15 protein-coding genes are annotated in these 17,404 nt (G+C 63.1%); 7 read left to right on the top strand and 8 right to left on the bottom strand.

Annotation, left to right across the window (positions count from 1 at the left end; all coding sequences use genetic code 11):
* Nucleotide 1: 1 nt before the first annotated feature.
* From ACVWVY_RS08765 to ugpB, 8 genes are all read right to left on the bottom strand, one after another.
* Nucleotides 2-1,399 carry an AtzE family amidohydrolase gene (locus tag ACVWVY_RS08765; RefSeq protein ID WP_456626001.1) on the bottom strand — a complete coding sequence of 466 codons (1,398 nt, stop codon included), beginning with the start codon at nucleotides 1,397-1,399 and terminating at the stop codon, nucleotides 2-4.
* A 7-nt stretch (nucleotides 1,400-1,406) separates the two neighbouring features.
* Entirely contained in the window at nucleotides 1,407-1,589 is a 183-nt protein-coding gene (locus ACVWVY_RS08760) for a DUF4089 domain-containing protein (RefSeq protein ID WP_456626000.1), read from the bottom strand.
* A 90-nt stretch (nucleotides 1,590-1,679) separates the two neighbouring features.
* Complete coding sequence (locus ACVWVY_RS08755) at nucleotides 1,680-3,401, bottom strand: dipeptide ABC transporter ATP-binding protein (protein WP_456625999.1); 1,722 nt, start codon at nucleotides 3,399-3,401, stop codon at nucleotides 1,680-1,682.
* A gap of 1 nt (nucleotide 3,402) precedes the next feature.
* Nucleotides 3,403-4,302 (bottom strand): ABC transporter permease, encoded by a 900-nt coding sequence (locus ACVWVY_RS08750; protein ID WP_456625998.1) that lies wholly within the window; start codon nucleotides 4,300-4,302, stop codon nucleotides 3,403-3,405.
* Between the two features lie 9 nt (nucleotides 4,303-4,311).
* Nucleotides 4,312-5,325 (bottom strand): ABC transporter permease, encoded by a 1,014-nt coding sequence (locus ACVWVY_RS08745; RefSeq protein ID WP_456625997.1) that lies wholly within the window; start codon nucleotides 5,323-5,325, stop codon nucleotides 4,312-4,314.
* A gap of 12 nt (nucleotides 5,326-5,337) precedes the next feature.
* Entirely contained in the window at nucleotides 5,338-6,957 is a 1,620-nt protein-coding gene (locus tag ACVWVY_RS08740) for an ABC transporter substrate-binding protein (protein WP_456625996.1), read from the bottom strand.
* A 229-nt stretch (nucleotides 6,958-7,186) separates the two neighbouring features.
* Nucleotides 7,187-8,140 (bottom strand): aminoglycoside phosphotransferase family protein, encoded by a 954-nt coding sequence (locus ACVWVY_RS08735; protein ID WP_456625995.1) that lies wholly within the window; start codon nucleotides 8,138-8,140, stop codon nucleotides 7,187-7,189.
* 20 nt (nucleotides 8,141-8,160) lie between these two features.
* Nucleotides 8,161-9,477 carry a sn-glycerol-3-phosphate ABC transporter substrate-binding protein UgpB gene (ugpB, locus tag ACVWVY_RS08730; RefSeq protein ID WP_456632149.1) on the bottom strand — a complete coding sequence of 439 codons (1,317 nt, stop codon included), beginning with the start codon at nucleotides 9,475-9,477 and terminating at the stop codon, nucleotides 8,161-8,163.
* A gap of 267 nt (nucleotides 9,478-9,744) precedes the next feature.
* Between ugpB and ACVWVY_RS08725 the strand changes: the two genes are divergently transcribed.
* The 7 genes from ACVWVY_RS08725 (at nucleotide 9,745) to ACVWVY_RS08695 (ending at nucleotide 17,311) form a co-directional block, all read left to right on the top strand.
* A complete protein-coding gene (locus tag ACVWVY_RS08725; RefSeq protein ID WP_456625994.1) occupies nucleotides 9,745-10,044 on the top strand; it encodes a hypothetical protein in 300 nt (99 codons plus the stop codon).
* An 89-nt stretch (nucleotides 10,045-10,133) separates the two neighbouring features.
* Nucleotides 10,134-12,128: an ATP-binding protein gene (locus ACVWVY_RS08720; protein WP_456632148.1), complete on the top strand. Its 1,995-nt coding sequence runs from the start codon at nucleotides 10,134-10,136 to the stop codon at nucleotides 12,126-12,128.
* Entirely contained in the window at nucleotides 12,098-13,843 is a 1,746-nt protein-coding gene (locus ACVWVY_RS08715) for an ATP-binding response regulator (RefSeq protein ID WP_456625993.1), read from the top strand. Before ACVWVY_RS08720 ends, ACVWVY_RS08715 begins: the two co-directional genes overlap by 31 nt.
* The gene (locus tag ACVWVY_RS08710; RefSeq protein ID WP_456625992.1) at nucleotides 13,840-14,580 is read left to right on the top strand and encodes a response regulator; all 741 of its coding nucleotides are present in this window, start codon (nucleotides 13,840-13,842) and stop codon (nucleotides 14,578-14,580) included. The genes ACVWVY_RS08715 and ACVWVY_RS08710 overlap by 4 nt, the downstream gene beginning before the upstream one ends.
* 383 nt (nucleotides 14,581-14,963) lie before the next feature.
* Complete coding sequence (locus ACVWVY_RS08705) at nucleotides 14,964-15,575, top strand: sigma-70 family RNA polymerase sigma factor (RefSeq protein WP_456625991.1); 612 nt, start codon at nucleotides 14,964-14,966, stop codon at nucleotides 15,573-15,575.
* Between the two features lie 177 nt (nucleotides 15,576-15,752).
* Nucleotides 15,753-15,953, top strand: coding sequence for a hypothetical protein (locus tag ACVWVY_RS08700; RefSeq protein ID WP_456625990.1), 201 nt, complete (start codon nucleotides 15,753-15,755; stop codon nucleotides 15,951-15,953).
* A gap of 395 nt (nucleotides 15,954-16,348) precedes the next feature.
* Nucleotides 16,349-17,311: a hypothetical protein gene (locus ACVWVY_RS08695; protein WP_456625989.1), complete on the top strand. Its 963-nt coding sequence runs from the start codon at nucleotides 16,349-16,351 to the stop codon at nucleotides 17,309-17,311.
* The last annotated feature ends 93 nt before the right edge of the window (nucleotides 17,312-17,404 follow it).

Raw genomic sequence — 17,404 nt, 5'->3', positions numbered from 1 at the left:
ACTATAATCCTCGCGGGAGCGGCGCGGTGGCGACGCCGGCGCGCTCTAATGCATGTGCAACGCGCAGCGCGAGATCTTCCCGCCATGGAGCTGCAATGATCTGCACGCCAATCGGCATCGGGACCAGCGGAACTGGTACTGCGACCACAGGCAGGCCGATGAACGAAATGGGCTGGGTGTGGATGCCGATATTGGCGCGCACCGGCAGTTCGACGCCGTCGAGCACAAAGTTTACCTGCCCGAGCTTCGGCGCGATGCAGGGTGTGGCCGGCGCGATAATGACATCGACTGACTTGAACAGCTCCAGCACCTTTGCGCGATACCAGCGGCGGAATTTTTGCGCGCGGTCGACCAGCGCCGCCGGAACCATGGCGCCGGCAATCAGGCGGTCGCGCACCGCCGGATCGAAATCGTTCGGACGTTTCCGCAACCTATCGAGATGCAGCGAAGCGCCCTCGATGGTGGTGATCACGTAAGCCGCGGCGCGGGCGCGCGCGGCCTCGGGAATTTCGACCGTCGCCGTGGCATCGAGCGCTTTCGCGACACGCGAAACGGCCTCGACCGCTTCGGGAAAGACGTTCTTCTGGAAATAGCCGCCGGCTACCGCGACCCGCAGGCCGGAGATCCCCTGCGCCAGCAGCGGCGTGACCGGTTCGATCGCCCGCGTCGTGCAGGCCGCATCGTCGGCGTCGGGGCCCTGCATGGCGTCATAGGCCAGCGCCAGATCACCGACACTGCGCGCGAACGGGCCGAGATGATCGAAGCTTGCCACGAACGGAAACGAGCGCGCGCGCGACAGCCGGCCGTAGGTCGGCTTCAAGCCAAAGATGCCGCAAAACGACGACGGCACGCGGATCGACCCGTTGGTGTCCGATCCCAACGCGATCGGGACCAGACCGCCGCCGACCGCACTGCCCGAGCCGCCGGAGGAGCCGCCGGTCATCCGCGTCGTATCATGCGGATTGCGCGACGGGCCGTCATGCACGTTCTCGCCCGTAAAATCGTAGGCATATTCGCCCATATTGAGCGCGCCGACCAATACGGCACCGGCCGCCTCCATACGCTCGATCAAGGTTGCGTCGCGTGATGATGGCGCGAGATCGCGGTTGATCTTCGATCCGGCGCGGGTGGCGAGACCTTTCACGTCGAAAAGGTTCTTGACCGCAAACGGCACGCCGGCGAGCGGGCCGACTTTCTGCCCCGCGGCAATGGCAGCATCGACCGCACGGGCTTTCGCACGCGCGCGGTCGGCGGTGATGTCGGTGAAAGAGTTCAGTACGGAATCGTGTTTGGCGATCCGCGCCAGTGCGGCTTCGGTCGCATCAAGCGCCGATAATTCACGCGCGGCAACCGCCTGCGCGATTGCCTCAGCCGAGAGTCCGTCGGTGTTCATGGTCATCGTGCTATCAGGCTGCGTAGACACTGGCCGGCTCGGCTTCGTCCGGCAGCGGGAATTCATCGACCAGCCGCGCCAGCCTCAGCGATACTTCGAGATTGGCCCGCACGGCAGGCCGCCAGGCCTCCTCGATGGGGAGCGCCAGCGCCTTGGCGACGGCATCGATGTAGTTGTCCAGGGGTTCGGCAGCCATTTTACTCCCACTCTTCCTTGCACATGATCTGTTCGGAAAACCGGCGTCCACTTTGCGCTAACGCGGCCTCCGGCTCCGGATCATGCTTTCTTAATGAGCCGGCAACGGCGGATGCGGGATCGCCGTCAGCAGTTCCTTGGTATAGGCGTCGTGCGGATCGCCGAGCACGCGTTCGGAGGAGCCCTGCTCGACGATTCGTCCCGCACGCATCACGATGACACGATCACATAACAAACGCACCACATTCAGATCGTGCGACACAAACAAATAGCTCATGCCCATCGACGCCTTGAGATCCTGCAGCAGATTGAGCACCACCGCCTGCACGGAGACGTCGAGCGCCGCGGTCGGCTCGTCGAGGATCACGAGCTTTGGATGCAGCGCGATCGCCCGCGCAATGCCGACGCGGGCCTTCTGGCCGCCGGATAATTGGTGCGGAAAACGATCGAGCAGGTTGATCGGAAGGCCGACCAGCCCGGCGAGTTCCTCGCAGCGGGCGCGAAGGGCGTCGCGTCCCTTGACGTCGCCGAGCTGCATGATCGGATCGACGATGGCGCGTGCGGCAGTGAAGCGCGGGTTGAGGCTGTCGGTCGGGTCCTGGAACACCATCTGGATGCTCTTGCGCAGCGGCAACCGCGCAAAGGAATTGGGCATGATGGCGCCGATCTCGTCGCCGTCGAACACGATGCGGCCGGAGGTCTGGTCCAAGAGCCGCATCACCATCATGGACGTCGTTGACTTGCCGCAGCCGGATTCACCGACCAGGCCGACACTCTCGCCGTGGCCCACGGTGAAGCTGATGCCGTCGACGGCGCGGAACAGTTCCGCCTCGACCGGCGGCTTGCGGGAGAACAGTTTTCCGAGCACCGCGGTGGCGCCCTGGCGCGGATACTCCTTGACGAGCTTTTCGACCAGGAGAAGGGGCTTTGCGGAGTTGTCGACCGCAGGCGCTGGCGCGGCGGCCGGTGTCGCCGGCGCTGCTGCGCCCTCCTCCTCCGGCAACAGATCCCGCAGGGAGACGCCGATCCTCGGCGTCGCGCGCATCAATTTCTTGGTGTAGGCGTGCTCGGGCCTGGCAAAGATATCCGCCGACTTCGCCGTCTCCACCACCCGGCCCTTCTCCATGACAACCACGCGGTCGCAATAGGCGGCGGCCAGGCCGAGATCATGCGTGATCAGGATCGTCGACATGTGCCGGCGTTTTGTCAGTTCGACGATCAGGTCCATCACCGCCTTCTGCGTGGTGACGTCGAGCCCCGTCGTCGGCTCGTCCGCGATCAGGAGCTGCGGATTGCAGGCCAGCGCCAGCGCGATCACGACGCGCTGGCACATGCCCCCCGAAAGTTCGAACGGATAGGCGTGATAGCGCTCGCGGGGACGGGCGATCTTGACCTGCTCCAGCGCCTCGATCGCCTTCTCGCCGCGGTCGCTGGCCGCGCTCTGCACGTGCTGGCGCAGCACGTCCTCGATCTGGTCGCCCACTTTCCGGATCGGATTGAGCGCCGCGCGTGGATTCTGGAAGATCATCGAGATTTCGCGACCGCGCAGATCGCGCATCTGGTTTTCGCTCGCGGCCTTGACATCAATGCCGGAGAACATCACCGAGCCCTCGGCGATCCGGCCGGCGCGATCGAGGATCCGCATCACGGCATAGGACGTCACCGACTTGCCGGAGCCGGACTCGCCGACGATGCCGAGCGTTTCGCCCTTGCCGACCGAGATGTTGACGTGCTGCACCGCCTTGACGATGCCGCGCCGGGTGGAGAATTCGACCGTGAGGTCGCTGACGTCGAGCAAGGGCTGCGCGGTCATGTCAGGTTCTCCGCTGCGGATCGACGATGTCGCGCAGGCCGTCGCCGAGCAGGTTGAAGCAGAACACCGCGAGCATCAGCGCGAGGCCCGGGAACAGCGCGATCCACCATTCACCCGAGACCATGAAGCCCGCGCCTTCCGCGACCATGATGCCCCATTCCGCCGTCGGCGGCCGCACGCCGAGCCCGATGAAGGACAAGCCCGCCGCGTTGAGAATCGCGTAGCCCATGGTCAGCGACATCTGCACGATCATGATCGGCATGATGTTGGGCAGGATATGCACCAGCAGAATTCGCATCTCGCCATTGCCCGACAGCCGCGCCGCCTGCACGAAGCCCGCGTTGCGGCGCACATTCGCCTCGGCCCGCGCGACGCGCGCATAGAGCGGAAAGTTCACGATCGCGGTCGCGATGATGATGTTCTGCACGGTGTTGCCGAGGGCTGCGACGATGCCCATCGCCAGCACGAACAGCGGAAACGCCATGATGGTGTCGGCGATGCGGCCGACGATGCGGTCGGTCCAGCCGCCGAAATAGCCGGCGGCGATACCGGCGAGCCCGCCCATCAAAAACACCAGCGCCACAGAGGCGACCGCGATGAACGTGTCGAGCCTGGTGGCGACGATGACGCGGCTGAAAATATCGCGGCCCAATTGATCGGTGCCGAACCAGTGCGACGCAGACGGCGGCTTCAGGGCTGCTGCGGTATCGCTGGCGAGCGGATCGTAGGGCACGATGTAGGGGCCGAAGATCGCGGCGAACAGGATGATGAGCAACAGGCCGAAGGCAAAGGCGGTGACGCGGTTCTCGCCCAGCACATAGCGGGTGTGTTCGAAGATCGCAGCCAGTCCCGAGGTGCGCGCGGGACCGGCGGGTTCAACGGCGGGTAAAACAGCACTCATCTTCCAACCTCACCCTTCCAGCCGCACGCGTGGATCGATCACGCCATAGAGAATGTCGATGATCAGGTTCAGCAGCACGTACATAACCGCCATGGTCAGCACAAAACCCTGCACCGGCGCGAAGTCCGACGAGATCAGCGCTTCCACCGCGTAGGAGCCGATGCCGGGCCAGGCGAAAACTTTCTCGACCAGCACATTGGCACCCAGCAGAAACGAGAACACCATGCTGAGCGTGGTGATGACCGGCAGCATGGCGTTGCGAAACGCGTAGGTGACGATCACGGTCGACGGCGACAGCCCGCTGGCGCGCGCGGTGCGCACGAAGTCGGACGCCAGCACCGCCAGCATCGAGGCCCGCGTCATGCGTGCGATCGGCGCCAGCGAGAAGATCGCCAGCGTCGCCGCCGGCAGGATCAACTGGCTCAGCGCCGAACGAAACGTCTCGAAATCGCGCGCGATCAGCGCGTCGATCAGATAAAGGCCGGTTACGGTGGGCGGCGCACTGTAGAACACGTCGAGCCGGCCGAGCGGCGCCGGCGACCAGCCGAGGCGGAAATAGAACAGGTAGACCAGCACGAGACCCGTAAAGAACACCGGCAGCGAAACGCCGGCCGTCGTCGTGATCCGGCAGAGATGGTCGATCCAGGAACCCGGCCGGGTGGCGGCAAGCACGCCGAGCGGGATCGCGATCATGACCGAAACGACGAGGCCGAGCAGCGTCAGTTCGGCGGAGGCCGGCAGGCGGTTGCGGATTTCGGTCGCGACCGGCTGGCCTGTGGTCAGCGAGTTGCCGAAATCGCCATGCGCGAGATCGTTGGTATAGCGGAAGAACTGCTCGATCAGCGGCTTGTCGAAGCCGAGTTTCTTGCGGATCTGCTCGATGGCTTCCTTGCTGGCGGCAGGCCCGGCAAAATAAGCCGCGGGATCGCCGGGCAATGCGCGCGTCAGGAGGAATGTGACGATCACGACCCCGATCAGCGACGGGATCGCAAACATCAGCCGCTTGCCGATCATGCTCAGCATGGCGCTCGCCTCTTATGCTTTCACGAGCGCACGGTAATCCAGGCGGCGGTGGAACCAGTACTGATAGCCCGAGACGTTCTTCTGCATCGCGACGTTGACGTAGGGCTGATACAGCGGGATGCGCGGGATATCCTTGAAGGCGAGGTCGACAAAACCCCTTACGTCGGTGTCGTATTTAGCGGTGTTGCCGATTGCGGCCGCGTCGACGGCGCCGCTGATGAATTCGTCCATCGCCTTCGACTGGTAGCTCATGGTGTTGAAGATCGAATTCTTGCCGTCGTAGCACCAGATGAAGAAGTACTCGGGATAGTCGAGCCAGCCGGAGAACACGTTGGTGTAGAGCGGCAGCACCTTCTTGTTGAGCTCGGTGCGCCAGTTGGCGCCGGGGATCTTGTTGATGGTGGTCTTGATGCCGATCTGCGCGAGGCTCTCCTGCACCAGCACGCAGAGCGGCTCGTTGACGCCGGCGAAGCCGAGATCGAACGACAGCGTGGTCTCGAAACCGTTGGGATGGCCGGCCTCCGCCAGCAATGCCTTGGCCTTGGCGATATCGGTGACGTATTTGGTCGGTTGCGGCCACGCCACCTCGGTGGCCTTGTCGGCAGCGGCGCCGAACATCGGCTTGGCGAGGCCGAACAGCACCGCATCCATGATCTTCTGGTAGGGGATCGCGCAGGCCACGGCCTCGCGAACCTTGGGGTTGTCGAACGGCGGGATCTTGACGTTCATGCCGATGTACTGGACGCCGTTGGAATAGGGCACCGAGACGATGTTGAGCTTGCCGCTGTCCTTCAGCTCGACGAAATCCTTGTTCGGCAGATCGTAGGAGATGTCGGCGTCGCCGCGTTCGAGCAGTGCGCGGCGGTTGCCGGCCTGCGGCACCATGCGCCAGATGACACGCTTGACCTTCGGCAAGGGACCGCCGACCCACTCGTCGTTGCGCTCCATGATGACTTCAGTGCCGGCGGTCCACTTCGTCACCTTGTAGGCGCCAGAACCCGCGGTCTGCTGCTTGGTGTATTCGAGGCCCCACGGATCCTTCTCGGTCGCGTTCTTCTTCACCAGTTCGGAATTGACGACGCACGGCACGATGACCGCGAGATCGGGCAGCGTCAGGCGATCTTTCTTGGCAAAATCGATCCGCACCGTGTTGTCATCGACGACGACGAACTGCTCGGGCTTGGTCAGGGAGCCCGCGCCCATCTGAAAGGTCGGAAAGCCGCCGACGCTCACCGCGCGATCGAGCGACCACTTGACGTCCTTGGCCGTGACCGGCGCGCCGTCGTGGAATTTCGCGTTCTTCTTCAGCTTGAAGGTGACCGACATGTCGCCGACCTTCATGTCCTCGGCGAGCTCGGGCTTGAACTTGTCGCGGTCGTAATACGGCACGCCGCCCGGACCGCTTTTCATCTCGTGGCTGATCAGGCGGTCGTAGCAATTCCACGACACTTCGTAGCCAGGCACGTTGGTGCCGACGCCGTGGATGTCGAGGTTGTTGGGGCCGCTTTCCGAGACGATCAGCAGCGTCTCCGACCGCGCATCGGCCTTGGCTGCGGACCAGATCGCCGGCGCCGGCACCATCGCGCCCGCAGCAATTCCGGTGACGGATTTGAGGAAATCGCGACGCTTCATGGGTGATGCTCCAAACGCCTGAGGGAAAACGGCTTTGGAACTGGAATCGCAAGGTTTGTGCCAACCGTTAACGGAAGCTTGGCGATCCACTAACCTTTTGATCAGGCTTGTGAATGTATCCAGCGCTCGACTTCGGCCGTGATGCGACATCCTGGCAGATTGCATACAAAGAGATATATTTGCTCAATAAATATGCAGATATTTTGAGCGCTCCATTGCTGGGCGGCGCTTAGCCGGGCCAGATCACCTCCTGCAATTGACGGAGGTCAGCGGCTTTCTGCTGCCAGCCCTCGATACGAAACTTCCCCACCGGGTCGCTGAAGCGATGTAGCAGCATCAGCGCCATCAGCCGCCGCTTCAGCTCGGGCGTAATATCCGCGGCCGAGTAGCCAAAGCCCTCGAACAGGCGCTGCACACGCCGCGGCCTGCCCTCTGTCATGAACGCGCTCGGACCCAGCAGGTCGTATTCGCCCCTTCCCGTCATCACGTCGCCGAAATCGAACAGCCCGGCGACACGCCAGTCCGCACCGTCCCGGTTCAGCAGAAAATTCTCCGGGATGTATTCGCCGGTCAGGATCACCGGCGGCCTGTCCAGAGCGGTCAGCATGGCCGCATCGCACAACAGCTCGTCCAGTCCGTCCAAAAATTTCTGCGGCAATCCGAGGCGCGCGTGGCGGGCGTGGCATTCCTCGATCTGCCCGCGCATGAAGGCGTCCCAGCCCGGCCCGATCTGCGCCAGGCTGCCCGCGGGGACGCGCTGAACCTCGGCAATGATCCCGCCGATTTCCGCAAGGATGCGCTCCTTGTCCGCTTCCGGCAAAGTGGGCCACGCATCCGCACCCAACACGCCCGATAGCCGTGTCATGACGAGATAGGGCCATCCGTCGCGCTCCCCCTCAGCGACGATTTCGGGAATTGCGACACGAAGCCGCCCGCGAAGCTGCGTGAGCGTGCCGCGTTCCGAGACGAACTGGCCGCGAAGAAACGGCGGGAAAAGCTTCAGGATGAGCTTCTCGTCGAGGGCAAGGACGAGATTGGTGCCGGTGGCAAAAACATGCGGCGACACGCATGCCAGGCCGTGGCCACGGACGATATCGGCCGCAACCGGCAACCATTGCGCCGGATCAGCGCGAAAGGCGGGGAATGTCTCGTCGTCAATGACTGCCGGCAAGGACGCGATCATGGCGGCGCCAACGTTATTCGTCAGCGATCCGGATTCGCCCGCTCGAACTGGCGCAGCAGGCGGTTGCCGCGCTCGACGGCGACGTCGAGGGCCGCCTGCGCCGACTGCTTGCCGCTGAAAATATGCTCGAGTTCTTCGTCGATCACGCCGCGGATCAGCACAAAGGACCCAAGCCGGATTCCCTTCGAATTCTCGGTCGGCGGCTTCAGGGTCATCTGTTCGATCCCGATCGCCGCACCGGGATCGCGATCGTAGAATCCCTGCGCGCGGGTGAGGTCGAAGGCGGCGCGGGTGATCGGCAGATAACCCGTGTTCTGGTGCCAGGCGGCCTGGACTTCCGGCTTCGAGAGATAAGCAAAGAACCGCGCCACGCCGGCATATTCGGTGCGCGGCCGGTCGCGCAGCACCCATAGCGTGGCGCCGCCGATGATGGAATTTTGCGGGGCGCCGGCGATTTCGGGCCGGTACGGGATCATGCCGTAGCCGACCTCAAATTTCGAATTGGCCTTGATGTCCGCGCGCGTCCCGGACGAGCCGATGAAGATGCCGCATTCGCCCTTCTGAAAGCGCGGCTCGGCCGATTGCCCGCGGCCGCTATAATCGAAAACTTTCGTTGTCTCCCATTCCGCGAGTTGCGCAATGTGCCGCACCACGTCCGGGTTGTTGAAGGTCAGCTCCGCATCCAGCCCGCTGAAGCCATTGGCCCGGGTCGCCAATGGCAGATTGTGGAACGCGGAAAAATTCTCGACATGAACCCAGGAGGGCCAGGATGTGGTGAGCCCGCAGGGCGAGCCGGCCGCGCGCAGGCGCTTCGCCGCGGCGCCGACCTCGGCCCAGGTCTTCGGCGCCACTTCCGGATCGAGGCCCGCGGCGCGGAACAGATCCTTGTTGTAGTAGAGGATCGGCGTCGAGACATTGAACGGGAACGACAGCATGTTGCCGGCGACATCGGAATAGTAACCGGTCACGGCCGGCAGATACGCCTCCGGCGCGAACGTCTCCGACTGATCGCGCATCAATTCGAACACCGGATAGATCGCGCCCTTTGCCGCCATCATGGTGGCGGTCGCGACCTCATTGACCTGGACGATGGCGGGCTGGCTTCGCGAACGGAAGGCGAAGATCGCCGCCGTCACCGTCTCGGTGTAGTTGCCCTTGTAGGTCGGAACGACCCGGTAGTCGGACTGCGATGCATTGAAATTGGCCGCCAGCTTTTCAAGCTGCTTGCCGAGTTCCCCCGACATCGCGTGCCACCACATGATCTCGGTGGCAGCCTGTGCCGGAGACGCAAGCGCCGTGGCGGCGACCGCTGCCAATTGCAAGAACCTCAAGGCCAATTTCACTGGTGAATATCCTGCTCTGCCGCGCCGGCGAAATATCTGCCCGCTACGCCCTCATAAATCCATGCGGCTGTGGTTTCAATCCACCCGTCATCACCGCAGCGCACAACACAATTTAAGATTGCCGAAAGATTATCAGGATTACCCGCCGCATCGCCCTGGTTAGCCCATCCACCAATAGCCAAACATCGGAAAATTCTGCTAAAAACACGTTGAACCTTTTTCTCTCCGCCGCAGACTCCATGTCTAAGGGGATTTGTCGCTGTGTATCGCCGCGCCGAACTTTCGCGGACCTTCGTGCCTGTTGTTGCGCTGTTGCTTGCGGCGGTCTCAACGGGCGCTTTTGCGTGCGAGTATCGTATCCCCGATCCCCAAAACGAGAGGCATCCGATCGACGCGCTCCATTCCCGCGGTTTCGGCGTGGAACGCGGTTTCGGCGTGGAAATGGAAGCCTTCGAACATATCAGAGCCGGCGCGGCCGATCTCAACCGTACCAAATTTGCATGGCTCGGGACGATGACGCCGCTATTGATCGGGCGCCTTCGCAGAGTGGATCGAATTTGACCGGCGAACCGCAACAGCACCGGACCGCGGAACGGCCGGCGAGCTTCGCCGCGCGCGGCCGTTTTCGCGTCGTGCAGTGGCTGCGCGCGGTGCCGATCCGCTGGCGCATCCTGTCGATCGCGGGATTGAACTCCGCCGTCGTCGTGGTGCTCGCAGTGCTGATCTGGAACGGCACCAAGGTGCTGGATTCGGCCTGGGACGACGTCCGGCAGGTGCGGGAGTCCGACAAGATCCTGGCGCTGCTGGAGAGCGAAACCAGCCGGCTGCAGAACCTGATCCATCGCTACATCAACCAGCCGAGTCCCGACCTGTTCGCCGAGATCCTGCTGCTGCGGGAAGCGGTGCTCGGCACGCTCACCACGCGCGCCGCGAGCGACCCGATGCTGTCGGGGTCGGTCGAGCGGCTCGAACACGTCACCGACCGTTTCCTCAACGGCTTTGGCGAATTGCGCGCCGTGCAGGCCACCATCACCAAGACCTATGAGCAGCAGGTGCTGGGGCCGGCCCGGGAAATGGCCGGGTTGTACTCGATCATCGAGGGCGCCACCGGGCACCGCGACGCGCAGATCTGGCCGGCACTCGGGAGATCCCGCGAGGCGTTCACGGCCATGCTGGTCGCCACCAACGCCTATTATCTGTCGCGCGCCTCGGCCTCCGCCGAGGACGCCCGCAGGAACACCGAGACGATCGAGAACACCATTCCCGCGATGGCAGACCTCGCCGACAACGACCTGCAGCGCATGGCGCTGACGCGGCTGAAGGCGCGGACGGTGGCGTTGCGCGAGGGGATGGCCAAATTGACCGAGCAGCTCACGATCCGGACCGAGCTCTTGCGCAATACCATCGATGCCAGCCAGGCCGAGGCCATCGGCGTCATCGACGAGTTGTCGGTCAAGATGCGCCAGCGCGAGCACAAGGCGCAGGAGACGTTCGACAGGACGCTGTCGGGCATTTCGCGCCGGGTGCTGTCGATCGCTGTGATGTTCCTCGGCATCATCCTGTCCGCAGGCGTCCTGATCGCGCTCTCGATCCGCCTGCCGCTGCAGCAGATCCTGGCGGCGATGCATGCGATCACCTCGGGCAATTTCGATCGCCGCGTGCAGGGCACCACCGCCAGGGACGAGGTCGGCGCCATGGCGCGCGCGGTGGACGTCTTCCGCGAAAACGCCATCGCCAAGCGCAAGACCGAGGACGAGCTGCGCGCCTCGAAGGAAAAGGCCGAAAGCGCGCTGCTCGAGCTCAACGCCGCGCAGCAGAACCTGATCGACGCCGAACGGCTGGCCGCGCTCGGCGGACTGGTCGCCGGCGTCGCCCATGAGGTCAATAACCCGATCGGCATCAGCCTGACGGTGGCGTCGAGTTTTGCGCGCCGGGCTGAAACGTTCGAGTCCGAATTGCGCAGCGAGCCGCTGCGCCGCTCCAAGCTCGACGAATTCGTCAAGACCTCGCGCGACGCAGCAGGGCAACTGGTGGCGAACCTGCACCGCGCCGGCGAGCTGATCCAGTCGTTCAAGCAGGTGGCGGTGGACCGCTCGCACGCCGAGCGCCGGCAATTCAACCTCAGCGAGGCCACCGACCAGATCGTCGCGAGCCTGAAGCCCGTGTTGAAGAAGGCGGCGATCACGCTGTCGGTCGACGTGCCGGAAGGGCTTGTCATCGACGGCTATCCCGGCTCCTACGGCCAGATATTAACCAATCTTTTCCTCAACGCCGCCAATCATGCCTTTGCGGACGGCCGTTCCGGGGCGATCACGATCTCGGGGCGGGCGCGGGGCAGCGACGATGTCGAGATCATTTTTGCCGACAATGGGGCCGGAATGACGCCGGACGTGCAGCGGCAGGCGTTCGACCCCTTCTTTACGACGCGCCGCAACGAAGGCGGTACCGGACTGGGCTTGCATATCGTCTATAATCTTGTCACTCAGCAACTCGGCGGCCGGATGATGCTGGAGTCAAGGCTGGGACAAGGCACCACATTCCGCATTATCATGCCTAAAGTCGCCAGGGGCGAACCCACGATTACAGACCAGACAGCAGCCGACGGAACTTCTCAATGGCCGAACAGGACGATGTCCTCCACCTGATCGACGATACCGGGACCGTTCCGGAGGACTCGTCCGCGCGCAAGTGGAAGATCGCCGTCATCGACGACGATGCCGCAGTGCACGAGGGCACCCGCTTTGCGCTGAGCGATTACAACCTGCACGGTGCGACGCTGGAAATCCTGTCGGCCTATTCCGCGGCCGAAGGCCGCACCTTGATGCGCAACAATCCCGACGTCGCGGCCGTGCTGCTCGATGTCATCATGGAAACCGACGTCGCGGGCCTGGACCTCGTCGAGTACATCCGCAACGAGCTCAAGAACGAAACCGTCCGCATCATCCTGCGCACCGGCCAGCCAGGACAGGCGCCCGAGCGCCGCGTCATCGTCCAGTACGACATCAACGACTACAAGGCCAAGACCGAGCTGACGGCCGACAAGCTGTTCACCTCGCTCACGGCCGCGCTGCGCAGCTACCAGCAGCTCGAGCGCATGGTGCAGACGAGGCGCGGCCTCGAAATCATCATCGACGCCGCCTCGACGCTCTACGACTTCAAATCGATGCAGCGGCTTGCGGAAGGCGTGCTGACGCAGCTCGCCTCATTGCTCAATGTCGACTGCGCCGGCATCCTGGTGCTGCGCGACGACGGCGCCGCGGGGAGCGAATTCTCGGTGCTCGCGGGCTCGGGCTGCTACAGCCGATTCATCGGCACCACAAGTTCCAGGGCGCTTGATCCGGATTTGCGGCAGATGGTGGAAGCCGCCTTCCTGCGCCGCAAGAACGAATTCGCCGACCACCGCAGCGTCCTTTATTTGCGCACCGGTTCCGGCCGCGAAGTGGTGGTGCTGCTGCAGGCCGAGCGCCAGCTCTCGGACACCGACCGCGCGCTGGTCGAGATTTTCTCCAGCCGGCTGTCGATCGCCTTCGACAACGTCATTCTCTACCGGCAACTGCACGAGGCCAATACCCAGCTCGAGGACCGCGTCGCCCAGCGTACCCGCGCACTGATGCAGGCCAACCGGCGGCTCTCGGCGCAGTGGCTGCGGCTGCAGCGCGCCAACGGCTTCAAGAACGAGATTCTCGGCACCGTCGCGCACGATTTAAAGAATCCACTCGGCGTGATCCTCGGCCGCACCGAAATGCTGACCGAATTGATCAGCGCCGGCTCGCCCAAGGAAAACGTCACCGCACAGGTCGAGCATATCAGGGACGCCACCAAGCGCCTGACCTCGATGGTCGACCATTTGATTTCAGATGCGATGGCGGATGCCTTCGACATTACGATCCGCCGCGAACCGGTCGATGTCGCAGCGCTCGTTACCGAGGTCGCCGATTCGAACCTGCCTTCGGCCGTCAACAAGCAGCAGTCCATCGCCGTGTCAGCGCCGCCGAATATCGTCACCATGTGCGATGCCGACCGGATCCGCGAGGCGATCGACAACCTCTTCAGCAACGCCATCAAATACTCGCCGATCGGCGGCAAGATCACGGTAGGCGTCACCCATGAGGACCGCGACACCGTCATCCGTATTACCGATCAGGGCGCCGGGTTATCCCCGGAAGATCTCGGCCGGCTGTTCGGCCGGTTCCAGCGGCTCTCGGCCAAGCCGACGGCCGGGGAAAGCTCGACTGGCCTTGGCCTGTCGATCGTCAAGCGCATCATCGACATGCATGGCGGCCATGTGACCGCGGAAAGTGCCGGCCCCGGACAGGGATCGACGTTTACGGTTACACTGCCTTCGACAGAGACGACATGACCCAGAACCCGCACATCTTCATTGTCGATGACGAGCCACCGGCCCGCGAGATGGTCGGCGATTACCTCAAGATGCACGGTTTCAGCGTTACGCTGTGCGACGGCGGCAAAAGCTTGCGCCGCGAGATCGAGACCAACGTGCCCGACCTCGTGGTGCTCGACCTCAACATGCCCGAGGAAGACGGGCTGTCGATCATTCGCGACCTGAAGAGCCGCATCAACGTTCCCGTCATCATGCTGACGGCCACCGCAAGCCCGATCGACCGCGTCGTCGGCCTTGAACTCGGCGCCGACGACTACATCGCAAAGCCCTGCGAGCTGCGCGAGCTGATGGCGCGCATCCGCTCGGTACTTCGCCGCAGCACGCCGGCCAAGGCGGTTGCCGCGCCGGAAGCTGCGGCTGCCAAGGCGGCGAAAGAGCAATTGGTGCGGTTCGGCACCAAATGGCTCGACCTCGAAGCCCAGGCGCTGCGCGACGATGAAGGCAACGAGCATCCGCTGACGGCATCCGAATTCGGCCTGCTGAAAGTGTTCGCAGCAAACCCGAAGCGCGTGTTGTCGCGCGAGCGGCTGCTGGAGCTGGCCAATGCGCGCGACGCCGAAGCCTTCGACCGCGCGGTCGATCTGCGCATCATGCGCATCCGCCGCAAGATCGAGATCGACCCGACCAAGCCCGCCGTGATCCGCACCATCAGAGGCGGCGGCTACCTGTTCTCGCCGACCGGCGAGAAGGGCTAGGCCAAGCACGCCATCGTCTTCCCCGCCCAGTGCGCAATTGCCTGCGGGAGCAGGGATCCATACGCCGCGGCGCCCGTATTGGCTCGCTGCGGTAGATGTCCCTTCCAGGCGCAACGCCTGTGATTATGGGTGCCTACGTTCGCGGGAACGTCAAAAAGGTTCGCACCCGGCGGAACGAATCCGCATCTGCAATCGTCCAATTTTCCACATATTGAAATAACTGGCCTTTTAGGCCCGAATGTTTCGTCGCAAGCCCCGCGACGAAACAATTCTCCCCTGCACGAAACCATTTTTCCCTTTTGGTGCAGACATCCCGAAACCGAGCCTAATTAACAATTCTCCCAACGAAACGCCGCACCGTCGCGTCGAATTGGGAGCCTGTCATGTCGAACGTCATCGCCATCAACGCCGCAGCCAAGCAGTCGATTGCCGCCGCCCGCGCGACATCCGACGAAATGCTGCTGCAGAGTATTGCCAAGGGCGACCGCACGGCGATGCATGTGCTTTATTCGCGCCATAACGTCCGGGTTTACCGCTTCGTACTGCGCATGGTGCGTGACACCACGATGGCGGAAGACCTCGTCAGCCAGGTGTTCCTCGACGTGTGGCGGACCGCCAGCCAGTTCGAGGGCCGCTCGCAGGTTTCGACCTGGCTGCTGTCGATTGCCCGCTTCAAGGCGCTGACCGCGCTGCGCCAGCGCAAGCATGAGGACATCGAACAGGAAGACGTGCTGGAGATCGCCGATGAGGCCGACACGCCGGAAGCCTCGCTCGACCGCAGCAACACCAAGGCGATCCTGCGCGCCTGCGTCGCCAAGCTGTCGCCGGCCCATCGCGAGATCATCAACCTGGTCTACTACCACGAGAAGTCGGTGGAAGAGGCCGGCGCGATCATCGGTATTCCCCAGAGCACGGTGAAGACCCGGATGTTCTACGCCCGCAAACAATTGGCCGAGTTGCTTAAGGGCGCCGGCGTGGACAGCCTTGCTGCATAAATACTAGCTATTTCAATAGGTTAAACTGGCATTGGGGACGAGAAACGGGTCGATTTCGACGGATAAAGATTACCTCCGACGAAACAAATGAAACAGTTGGCGACATTACCCGGAAAAACTCAGCCCCTATACCTTTCATCAACAAGTTAGACACCAACGCCGAACAGGAGAGCGAACATGCTGAAGCCGTCCTTCCGCCTTTTCATCGTCCCGCTCGGCGCCGTCGCGACCCTGGCCACCCTCTCTGCCCAGAACGCCCAGCCCCGCGCTCCGCGCGACAGTGGTTCGACGTTCGTGCGTGAACAGGTGGTGGATTGCGGCACCAAGAGTCCCAAGGAGGTCTGTGTGATCTCCTACGACAGCGAGACCCCCCGCTGAACTTCTGACCACCAAGTCCTAAGCCTTCCAAGCTCTAGACCTCCCAAGTAACCTCCAACGACCCGGCCGGGATGCCCCCCAGCCGGGTCGCTCTGCGTTTGACGTTCGTTTCGTGTGCGAGGTGAGCCGCACGAAGAAGTGACGTCGCTCGGCTTGCTGCCGACGCAACGCCCCTGCTGTCTGCCCCGATTCTACCGTTATTGGCCGGCGCTATATATGCGACCTATCTTCGACCGGAACGGCAAGATTGTATGCCAGCACGAACAGATCGACCGCACCCTCGCCTGGCTGCCGAACGCTGTGTCCCAAGATCAGGAAACGCTGACTTGCCGTACGGCCACCGCACCGCTTGCCGCGCAACGCGGCCACGCCGCTCGTGATGCTAGCCGCGGACGATGAATACCGGCGAGGATGAAGTCAGGTTACGCAAGGGCACGTCGCTCAACGAGCGGCTGGTTCTGGCAGGCATTGCTGTAGTGGTGTGCCTGATCGCCCTGCCCGGCCTCGCCCATCTGGTAAATGACCAATGGCTCGGCATCGCCGCGCTGTTTGCGCTGTTGTTCGGGTGCCTTCTGCTGGGCGCGGCCCTGTTCGATCGCAACGTCGTGTGGATCGTTACGTCAGGCGAAATCCTGATCGGCGAACAGCGTCCCTTCGGGAAACTGTACCGACGATCGATCAGGGATGATGAACTATCGGGGATGCGTCTTCGAAGGAGCATCGGCAAATCAGTCGAATTCACCCTCGTATTCGAAACCGCATCGGGAGATACACTCACCTCGCCTCCACTGCCTGACGTCACCCAGGTGCAAAGAACCATCGTGCAGATTGCGCAGCTACTACAGTTGCCTGCTCCCGAATTGGTCGAGAATCCGCTCGATGCCGCGAATACGGGAATACGACTGGGCAAGCCGGTCAGTTCCAAACGCGTACGCGCGTACAGGGCTCTCGTCGTGCTGCTTGCCTGCTCGCTGGCCATTCCACTCATCTTCGCGCTCTGGAGCGGCAAACTGTCTGCCCTCGGAATCGCCGTCGGGTCATTCGGCGGGATCATGGCCTTTTTGCTGATCAGGCATCTCTATCGGGCGAGTGGATGCTGGATTGTCCGCGATGGCGACCTCAGGATTGAGCGGCTCGCGTTGCAGGGTACGATCGAGGTCATAACCGTCGGCGGTGACGACGTCGCGTTGATTGATGTCGAAAGCGGCGGCCGGCGAGGCTCCCACTACGCGATCGCGATCCGGCTGCACTCAGGAAGAAAGATCCGCAGCCCGGTGCTGGTCGGCAAGGACCAGACCCGCGCCGTGCAGGCCGAGATCAGCAGGCGGCTGAGGCTTGATCGATCGGGTGCGGGATAGGGCCGCACGCCTGTTCCGCGCACGGCGCGGGTACAATCCGCATCGGGGCGTGATAAGGTAAGCGCCTGGTTCGGACGCAATTTTCGAAAATTC

Source organism: Bradyrhizobium sp. URHC0002 (assembly GCF_054059515.1).
This window is presented reverse-complemented; position numbering and strand designations above follow the sequence as displayed.